Annotated in this window: 1 protein-coding gene; it reads right to left on the bottom strand. The window is 59.0% G+C overall.

The features are described 5' to 3' along the window. Positions 1-790 (bottom strand): group II intron reverse transcriptase/maturase (gene ltrA, locus DNK49_RS23035; protein WP_110530405.1); only part of this gene is annotated, 790 nt, incomplete at its 3' end. Positions 791-1,160: the final 370 nt, after the last annotated feature.

Genomic DNA, 1,160 nt, shown 5'->3' with positions numbered 1-1,160 from the left:
CCTTGGTCTTGTCCGGATGCATCGTGAGCGCACACTGCGCGAACCTCGCATCGAGCGCCGCCCGAAGGGCTTGCGCTTCTTGTTCGGTCCGGCAATGCACCAACCCACCGTCGGCATACCGGCACCAGGGGTTATCCGGATAACGCTTCGTTACCCAGACATCAAACGTGTAGTGTAGAAACAGATTGGCCAGCACGGGACTGACGACACCACCCTGTGGCGTCCCCTTGGTACGTTCCTCCAAGGTTCCATCCGCATGTTGCAGCGGGGCCGTCAGCCAACGCTTGATGTACAGCATGGCCCACTCACATTTGACGTGCTTCTCGAGCGCCCGAAGGAGCAGCGCGTGGTCGATGTTGTCGAACAGGCCCTTGATATCGAACTCCAGCCCCCAAGGATACTGCCAGCAACGCTGACGCGTTACCGCCACGGCTTCCAGCGCCGATCTTCCGGGACGATACCCATAAGAATCCGGCAGAAACCGCGCCTCGAGTTCCGGCTCGATCACCCGCTTGACCACCATCTGTGCCACGCGATCGGCCACCGTCGGAACGCCCAATATGCGCACCCCACCATTCTTCTTCGGAATGGCGACCGCTTTGACCGGCGGTGGGAAGTAGCTGCCCGAGGACATGCGATTCCAGATCTTGTACAGATTGCCCTTCAGATCCTCTTCGAACGCCTCGATCGACTGCCTATCCACACCGGCTGAGCCCGCATTGGCCTTGACCGCTTGATACGCTTCGTACACCTGCCACTTGTCGATGGCAAATGGTTTTGTTGCACTCATCCGTCTCCTCCTGTTGCCAGTTGGACGCCGAATGCAACCGCTTGACTCGACCCCTTCGCTCCAGCCGCATTACCGGCCTTCATCACTACTACGGGTCGATCCGCCCCAGTGCTGCGCATCGGTACTCTCGCCTCGTGGTTTCTGCCACTTGTGCTTCTCCCTTCACATCGCAACGACTGGTTCCCGCAGTTCCGCACAGAAGCCTGGATCAGGTTCACGCCCCCTATACGCCGGCCGCCACTTGCCCAGTAATCAGGTGTCCGGCAAGCTTGTCCCAGGAGATGGAAACGCCCCTGGTTTTGACGACAATTCTCTGGATAACGACGCGTCATCGAGGGTTCACTTTCGTTCGTCTCTCTGATCCTTACCT

The organism is Parazoarcus communis SWub3 = DSM 12120 (assembly GCF_003226565.1).
GTDB classification, from domain to species: Bacteria; Pseudomonadota; Gammaproteobacteria; order Burkholderiales; family Rhodocyclaceae; genus Parazoarcus; species Parazoarcus communis.
The sequence above is the reverse complement of the archived record's forward strand: the minus strand, read 5'-3'. Positions and strand labels throughout refer to the sequence as shown.